The sequence below is a fragment of the Kitasatospora sp. NPDC057518 genome (genome assembly GCF_042802075.1).
Classification (GTDB): Bacteria; Actinomycetota; Actinomycetes; order Streptomycetales; family Streptomycetaceae; genus Kitasatospora.
The window spans coordinates 1-7,516 of record NZ_JBHVEU010000438.1 but is presented as its reverse complement, the minus strand read 5'-3'; the positions used below and the strand labels follow the sequence as shown (position 1 = coordinate 7,516).

Genomic DNA, 7,516 nt, shown 5'->3' with positions numbered 1-7,516 from the left:
ATCTCCGACACCGGGGCACCGTCACGACCGCCGGGCCCCGTCGTCCTCGCCGGGGCACCGTCGCGACCGGCGGGGACTACCAGCCCCAGCCGCCGCCCTGGCCGTCGTCGTCCCGGTCCGAGTCCCAGCCCTCGCCGACCGTGCGCAGGATCGTGTAGTTGTCGATCTGCGTGCCGTCCTCGGCCAGCGCGGTGACCTTCATGACCGACTTCTGGCCCAGGTGCTTCGGGGTGACGTCGACCTTGATGAAGGAGTAGCCGGTGTAGCGCACCCGCGACCACTGGATGGTCTCGGGGGTCTTCACCTTGCCCTTGCTCCAGTAGTAGGTCTTGACCTCGTCCTGGTGGTTCTCGTGCCCCTCGTAGGTGTCCGGCACGTCGAACTTGTACAGGCTGCGGCCGGCCGCGCCCGCGGTGACGTAGACCACGCCGTCCTTGGCCGGCTCGATGGTGGCGCCGCTCGGCACCTGCTTCGAGACCTTGTTGCCGAGGATCGCGTCGGTGCGCTCGTAGATGTGGTTGTGGCCGTTGATGACCAGGTCCACCCGGTACTTCTCGAACAGCGGCACCCAGGCCTCGCGGACACCGCCCTCGGAGGCGTGCGCGACGGTGGTGGAGAAGGCGCAGTGGTGGAAGAAGACCACGACGAAGTCGATGGTCTCGTCGTTGCGCAGGTCCTTGAGGGTGCGCTCCAGCCACTTGGTCTGCTTGTTCGCCGAGATGCCCAGGTTGGCCGGGATCTCGTAGGAGACGTCGTTGGCGTCCAGCGAGATGACGCCGACGTTCTTGTAGCGGAAGGTGTAGACGCCGGGGACCTGGCGCGGGTCCGGGCCGTTGTTCGGCAGGAAGAAGCGGGCGTTCTCGCCGCCGTAGCCGTTCGGCGAGTACCAGGCCTCGATGTCGTGGTTGCCGTACGCGACCATCCACGGGATCTCGGCGGCGACCGTCTCGGTCTGCACCAGGAAGTCGTCCCAGGTCTTCGCGTTGAAGACGGACTTGTCCGGGTCGGTGCCGGAACCGGCCGGGTCGGCGTAGCAGATGTCGCCGGCGTGCAGGTGGAAGGCCGGGTTCTGGGCCTTGATGATGTGGTCGTTGCCCGCCGCGTGCGCGCTGACGCCCTGGTCGCCGAAGGCGGTGAAGGTGAACGGCTCGTACACCTTGCCCCAGCGGTGGTCGCGGGACGGCGCGGTGCGGAAGGTGTGCAGGGTGGAGATCTGCTGCTGCGCGGCCGGGTCGAAGCCCTCGTGGCCGACACCGTAGTAGTAGGTGGTGTCGGGGCGCAGGTCCTCCAGCGCCACGTGCAGGTAGTACTGGTCCACCGGCTGGCTGTTCGGGGTCAGCGCCGGGGTGTGCAGGGCGCGGACCTCGGCCTGGACCTTGTGGCTCAGCTCCCACGGGGTCTTGCCGAAGCGCAGGAACGGCTTCTTGACCGGGGCCGGGACCTGCCAGGAGATACGGAACTGGGTGTCCGGCTCCGGGCCGAACTGGAGGTGACGGCCGATCGGCGCGACCAGCGAGCCGTCGATGCCACTGGTCGTGCCACCGGTCAGCAGCTGCGGGCCGGCCGGGGCGGCGAAGGCCGTGCCGCTGCCCAGCGCGCCACCGACGGCGACGGCGCCCACGGTCACGGCACCGGCGCGCAGCATCCGGCGGCGGGAGAAGCGGGCCCGCAGGTACTCGTGCTGCTCGGCCATGCTCATGCGGTCGGCAAGCTTGGCCGGCACGCCCATGTTGGGGATATCCATGCGCGGGACTCTTCCAGCGGCGCGTTGATCGCGCACGGACGCCGGGTGAACGGGTCGCAGCGTACCGCCCATTCGAACGCCAATGTTCGACCATGGTTTGGCAAAGGCCGTGTCCGCACCGTTCCGACGCCGCATCATGGCCCCCATCCGCCCCGTGGCCTGAGCGGGCGTCGGCGGAAGCGCGGACAGCGTTCGGGCCTGGTCAGCCGGAGCGCTCGTCCCACTGGGTGGCGGTCCGGTTGCCGGTGCCGTCGCAGGTGCGGCAGATCTCGTCCCGGTAGGCGTGCTTGGCGCCGGTCGCGTCAACCCGGTAGCGCACGTACACCCCGGTGCCGTCGCAGAGGAAGCAGTTGCCGCCCCCGCCGCCCACCTCGGTGGTGCCGGTGCCCTGGCAGGTCCGGCAGCTGAGGCCGGCGGTCCGGCCGGTGCCCGCGCAGATGCGGCAGACCGTCGTCATCGGCTTCCTCCCTCGCGCGGAAACGGCTCGGCGCCGTCCGGAAGGGCCCGACACCACCGGTCATGGTAGTGGTGAAGGCACCCGGACCGACCCGGGTTCGGCCCGGGTAGACATGATCCGACGATCATCCTGTAGGACCAACGGCCGACCTCAGCCGGGGCCCGACCTCACTCCGGCAGGCTCGCCCTCACTCCGGCAGGCCCTCGCGGACCCGCCGGGACACCGAGATCAGCTGGAGGTCCAGCAGCCCCGGCGGATCGGCCAGGCCCGGGCCGCCCGCGCGCACCCAGGCGCCGATCTCGTCGATCATGTCGTCCATCAGCACGAAGCCCAGCCAGACCGGCCGGCCGCCCGCCGCCCGGCCCTCCGCCGAGGGGCCGACCACCACCACGTTCGACTGGGTGCACACGTCCAGGCACTTGACCGCCCGGACCCGGCCCGCCGAACCCACCGCCGTCCGCAGCCGCTCGTACTGGCCCGCGTGGTCCACCCCGGGGTGCTTGGCCTCGGTGCCGCAGCAGCAGCCCCGGCAGACCGTCACGGTCACGGGGGCACCGGCGCCCCGCTTGCGGTCCCGGGCACCGTCGCGCTCTCGGCGGCTCATCGGCTCTGCTCCCCCTCGTGGTCGGCGGCGCGCTCCGCACCGGCCCCCGCACTGTACCCGCAGGCCAGCGGGCATCCCAGACCCTTAGGATGCGCACGGCCCACGGGCCACCACACGACTCACGAACACCAAGGGGAGGACGGCCTGATGCCGAAGCGAAGGGGCCGCCGCGGTACATGGATATCGGTGGCCGTGGGGGTGGTCGGGGTCCTGTGCGCCGTGCTCGGGTTCGCCGTGGTCGGCTCCGGCTACGGCTACCACCGCATGACGGGCGACACGATGTCGCCGGAGCTGCGGTCGGGCACCGGGCTCTGGACCGAACGGGTCCAGCCCGCGGACGTGCGCCACGGCGAGGTCTACGCCGTCGACTCCCCCTGGACGCTGCAGGGCATCGTCATCCAGCGGGCCATGGCCCTGGGCGGCGACCGCATCGCCTGCGTGAACGGGCAGTTCAGCCTCAACGGGAAGCCGGTCGACGAGCCGCCGGCCCGGCAGGTCCACACCTGCTACCTCGACTTCGACGTCACCGTCCCGCCGGGCCGGGCCTTCCTGATGGGGGACGTCCGCGGCGACGCCTTCGACTCCCGGATCAACCTGGCCGACCAGCAGGGCACCGTCGACCTCGCCAAGGTCGGCGAGCGGGTGGTGTGGCACAGCGGCGCCGACTCCGAGGCCCTGCCCGGCAAGCTCGCCGGCGCGCTCGTCGTGGCCGCGCTCGGGCTGCTGCTGGCCGTCATCGGCCTGATCGCGGCGATCGTCTTCGCCGTCCGCGGCCGGGCCGCCCGGCCCCTGGGGTTGGAGCCGCCGGCCACCTTCTGACGCCGTCGCCACCCGTCGGCGCCCGGTCGACCAGCACTACGCAGCCAGGCCCTGACCGCCGGTTCCCGACCGGCCGGCCCTCGGTCTCACCGAAGGCGGGCCGGTCAGTCCGCTCGCAGGACACGGGAGACGTAGACCCGGGGCGGGTCCGCGTCCTCGTTCACCGCGTACTCCACCAGCCCGAGGTCCCGGCGCAGCGGGGCCGAGTGCATCCCGGGCCGACCGGGCACCGGCATGCTCAGGCGGGGGAACGGATCCTCCCGCAGGTCGACCAGGAAGGCCACCACCGCCGAGAACACGTCGGCCGGCGTGCCAGGGTCGCCGAGGAACTCCTCCACGGCCGGGGAGACGGAGATCGGGTCGTCGTCGTCCGGGAACTCGTCGTAGCCGCTCACAGGGCCCCGAGCCGGCGCAGGACCGCGGAAGCGGAGGCGCCGGGAGCGGTGCCGGCCTGGACGGCCGCGTGGATCCGGTCGCCCTCCGGGTCGCGGTACAGCTCCGCCCGCAGCCACCACCGCTTCAGTACGCCGCCGATCGTCTCGATGTCGGCTTCGCCCATCTCCCGGTAGAACTCCATGCGCTGCGCGGGCGGCAGGGCCGCGGCCACGCCGTCCTGGGTGCGGGGGACGGGCTGGCGGCTGTCGTGGTGACCGTGCAGGGGTGCTGCGCTCACCGTTCCTCCGAACGTCTCGTGCGGGCGGGACCGCTACCAGTGTCCTCCCCCAGGGGCCGGTCCGGTACCGCCTTCCGACCGCCGGGGCCCTCCCCTGTCCGGCCGAGGGACATGCCGCAGGCCCGGTAACAGGGGCCGGGGGGCACCACTACCCGACCGCCCGCGCCGCCGCCCGGCCCGCCGTGCGGCCCGAGAACAGGCAGCCGCCCAGGAAGGTGCCCTCCAGCGAGCGGTACCCGTGCACGCCCCCGCCGCCGAACCCGGCGGCCTCGCCGGCCGCGTACACCCCGGGCAGCACCTCGCCGTCGGGGCGCAGCACCCGGGAGGAGAGGTCGGTCTCCAGGCCGCCCAGCGACTTGCGGGTCAGGATGTTCAGCCGGACGGCGATCAGCGGGGCGGCGCCCGGGTCGAGGATGCGGTGCGGGGCGGCGGTGCGGATGAGCCGGTCGCCGAGGTGGCGGCGGGCGCCGTGGATGGCGGTGACCTGGAGGTCCTTGGCGAAGGGGTTGGCCAGCTGCCGGTCGCGGTCCTCGACGGTGCGGCGCAGTTCGTCCGGGTCGATCAGCGGCTCGGCGGTCCTGGCGTTCATGCCCCGGGCGAGGTCGGCGAGGTTCCCGGCGACCACGAAGTCCCGTCCGTGCCGCAGGTGGGCCTGGACCGGGCCGGGGGCGCCGGGCAGCGCGCGTCCGAGCACGCCGCGCACCGACTTCCCGGTCAGGTCGGGGTTCTGCTCGGAGCCGGAGAGGGTGAACTCCTTCTCGACGATGCGCTGGTTGAGCACGAACCAGGTGTACTCGTACCCGGTGGTCATGATGTGTTCGAGCGTTCCGAGGGTGTCGAAGCCGGGGAACAGCGGGACGGGCAGCCGCCGGCCGCGGGCGTCCAGCCAGAGCGAGGACGGGCCGGGCAGGATGCGGATGCCGTGCCGGGCCCAGATCGGGTCCCAGTTCTCGATGCCCTCGGTGTAGTGCCACATCCGGTCGCCGTTGATCAGGCTGCCGCCGGCCCGGCCGACGACGTCCAGCATCAGTCCGTCCACGTGCGCGGGCACCCCGGAGAGCAGCCTGGCGGGCGGGGTTCCGAGCCGGGCCGGCCAGGCCTTGCGGACCAGGTCGTGGTTGCCGCCGATGCCGCCGGAGGTGACGATCACGGCCTGGGCGCGCAACTCGAAGCCGCCGGCCGCCTCGCGCGAGCTGGCCTCGCCCCGGCCCGCCGGGCTGGGCACCAGCACCTCGCCGGTGACGGTGTCGACGGCGCCCGCGGTGGCGGACAGCCCGGTGACCCGGTGCCGGAAGCGCAGGTCCACCAGACCGCGGGCAGCGGCCGCGCGGACCCGCCGGACGAAGGGCGCGAGCAGTCCCGGTCCGGTGCCCCAGGTGATGTGGAAGCGCGGCACCGAGTTGCCCGGCCCGTCGGCGAGTTGACCGCCGCGCTCGGCCCAGCCGACCACCGGGAAGAACCGCACTCCCATGCCGTGCAGCCAGGAGCGCTTCTCGCCCGCCGCGAAGTCCACGTACGCCTCGGCCCAGCGGCGCGGCCAGGCGTCCTCGGGGCGGTCGAAGCCGGCCGTGCCGAACCAGTCCTGCCGGGCGAGGGCGTGCGAGTCGTGGATCCGCATCCGGCGCTGCTCGGGCGAGTCGACCAGGAAGAGCCCGCCGAAGGACCAGTGCGCCTGGCCGCCGAGGGAGGCCGCGGGCTCCTGGTCGAGCAGGATCACCTTCCGTCCGGCGTCGGCGAGTTCGGCGGTGGCGGCGAGGCCCGCGAGGCCCGCCCCGATGACGATGACGTCGGCGTCCAGGGCCATGCGCAGTCCTCCGTGGCGGCTCGCGGTGGCGGCGCGCCCGGGACGCGCCGTCGCTGTGCGCCCGATACTGCGGCCTGCGGTGACGTCCGGTCAACCGGCGGGTAACAACCGCCGCCGTGAATTCCGCTCCACGCCGTTTCGGAATTGCCGTCGACGGCCGGGCGATACCCGCGTGATTGCCGAGCGATACCCGGTGGAGCGAAATGCGAAATGCCGTTCGACACCGTTCGACCACATCTGACGGAATGTCGGCGATTTCCGCGCGAACCATGGACGTCCGGGAAACACGGCAGTAACTTACCTGCGAGTAGCCGTAGTCCGGCTCCGCACGAACCCCCACCCGTCGTTTCTCTCCCCCAGGAGGAACCGTGCTCCGTCCTGCCCGGAAATCCCGGCACCTCCGGAATTCCACCGCCCTCGCCGCCGTCGCCCTCGGCGCCGCGCTCGCGCTCACCTCCACCACCGCCCAGGCCGCCACCCAGGCGCCCCGGCACTACGTGGCGCTCGGCGACTCCTACGCCGCCGGCGCCGGAGTGCCGGGCCAGTCGGCCGGCCTGTGCCTGCGCTCCGACCGCAACTACGGCCACCTGGTCGCCGGCGCCCTCAAGGCCGGCCGGTACACCGACGTCACCTGCGCCGCGGCCAAGATCAAGGCGATGACGCAGCCCCAGTACGACGCCTTCATCCGGGTCAACGACCCGCAGCTGGACGCGGTCACCGCCGACACCGACCTGGTCACCCTCGGGATCGGCGGCAACGACCTCGCCGCCAGCGACCTCGGCCTCGGCGAACTGGTCGCCACCTGCATCGCCGGCGCCGTCGTCAACCCGTTCGGCACGCCCTGCAAGGACGTCTACCACCACGGCCACTGGGACTGGAGCACCATGTCCTGGCAGTACGGCACCGACGACCTCGCCGAGCGGATCCGCACCACCATCACCCCGCAGCTGACCGACACCCTCAAGCGCATCCACACCAAGGCGCCCGGGGCCCGGGTGCTGCTGGTCGGCTACCCGTCCGTGCTGCCCGCCGACGGCTCGACCTGCGTGCTGCGCCAGCCCGTCACCCCGGGCGACGTCGAGTACATGCACGGGGTGCTCGACAAGCTGAACGCCGCTCTGAAGGCCACCGCGGCCGCGAACGGCGCGACCTACGTGGACACCGCCACGCCGACCCTCGGGCACGACGTCTGCTCGGACGACCGCTGGATCGAGGGCGCGCTGCCCGGCTCGCCCGCCGTGCCGTTCCACCCGAACGCGACCGGCGAGCAGGTGATGGCGCAGGCGGTGCTCGCCGCGCTGAAGTAGCGGCGGGGCGCGCCACCGCGGCGCCGGAGACGGTGCCGGGGCGGCGCGGGGAGCGGTGCCGCCGGAAAAGCCCCGAGGGGCCGGTGACCACATACCCGTCACCGGCCC

At 72.8% G+C, this 7,516-nt stretch carries 8 protein-coding genes; 2 read left to right on the top strand and 6 right to left on the bottom strand.

Going from position 1 to position 7,516, the window contains the following annotated elements; translation table 11 throughout:
• Nucleotides 1–76 precede the first annotated feature (76 nt).
• The 3 genes from ACFU7Z_RS32390 to ACFU7Z_RS32380 all read right to left on the bottom strand — a co-directional run bounded on the left by ACFU7Z_RS32390 (nucleotide 77) and on the right by ACFU7Z_RS32380 (nucleotide 2,805).
• Nucleotides 77–1,744, bottom strand: a complete 1,668-nt coding sequence (locus ACFU7Z_RS32390; RefSeq protein ID WP_079272061.1) for a metallophosphoesterase family protein — start codon at nucleotides 1,742–1,744, stop codon at nucleotides 77–79.
• A gap of 202 nt (nucleotides 1,745–1,946) precedes the next feature.
• Nucleotides 1,947–2,201 carry a hypothetical protein gene (locus ACFU7Z_RS32385; RefSeq protein WP_049652766.1) on the bottom strand — a complete coding sequence of 85 codons (255 nt, stop codon included), beginning with the start codon at nucleotides 2,199–2,201 and terminating at the stop codon, nucleotides 1,947–1,949.
• A 187-nt stretch (nucleotides 2,202–2,388) separates the two neighbouring features.
• The gene (locus ACFU7Z_RS32380; RefSeq protein ID WP_049652764.1) at nucleotides 2,389–2,805 is read right to left on the bottom strand and encodes a hypothetical protein; all 417 of its coding nucleotides are present in this window, start codon (nucleotides 2,803–2,805) and stop codon (nucleotides 2,389–2,391) included.
• 192 nt (nucleotides 2,806–2,997) lie between these two features.
• Here ACFU7Z_RS32380 and lepB point away from each other — a divergent pair, with 192 nt between their 5' ends.
• The gene (lepB, locus tag ACFU7Z_RS32375; RefSeq protein WP_380781420.1) at nucleotides 2,998–3,624 is read left to right on the top strand and encodes a signal peptidase I; all 627 of its coding nucleotides are present in this window, start codon (nucleotides 2,998–3,000) and stop codon (nucleotides 3,622–3,624) included.
• 104 nt (nucleotides 3,625–3,728) lie between these two features.
• Here lepB and ACFU7Z_RS32370 read toward each other — a convergent pair whose 3' ends face one another.
• The 3 genes from ACFU7Z_RS32370 to ACFU7Z_RS32360 form a co-directional block, all read right to left on the bottom strand.
• Nucleotides 3,729–4,019: a hypothetical protein gene (locus ACFU7Z_RS32370; protein ID WP_380781418.1), complete on the bottom strand. Its 291-nt coding sequence runs from the start codon at nucleotides 4,017–4,019 to the stop codon at nucleotides 3,729–3,731.
• The gene (locus tag ACFU7Z_RS32365) at nucleotides 4,016–4,297 is read right to left on the bottom strand and encodes a hypothetical protein (protein ID WP_375873880.1); all 282 of its coding nucleotides are present in this window, start codon (nucleotides 4,295–4,297) and stop codon (nucleotides 4,016–4,018) included. The genes ACFU7Z_RS32370 and ACFU7Z_RS32365 overlap by 4 nt, the downstream gene beginning before the upstream one ends.
• A gap of 148 nt (nucleotides 4,298–4,445) precedes the next feature.
• Nucleotides 4,446–6,101, bottom strand: a complete 1,656-nt coding sequence (locus ACFU7Z_RS32360) for an FAD-binding dehydrogenase (RefSeq protein ID WP_380781416.1) — start codon at nucleotides 6,099–6,101, stop codon at nucleotides 4,446–4,448.
• Between the two features lie 368 nt (nucleotides 6,102–6,469).
• On the opposite strand from ACFU7Z_RS32360, the gene ACFU7Z_RS32355 reads away from it, so the two are divergent.
• Entirely contained in the window at nucleotides 6,470–7,408 is a 939-nt protein-coding gene (locus tag ACFU7Z_RS32355) for an SGNH/GDSL hydrolase family protein (RefSeq protein ID WP_380781414.1), read from the top strand.
• The last annotated feature ends 108 nt before the right edge of the window (nucleotides 7,409–7,516 follow it).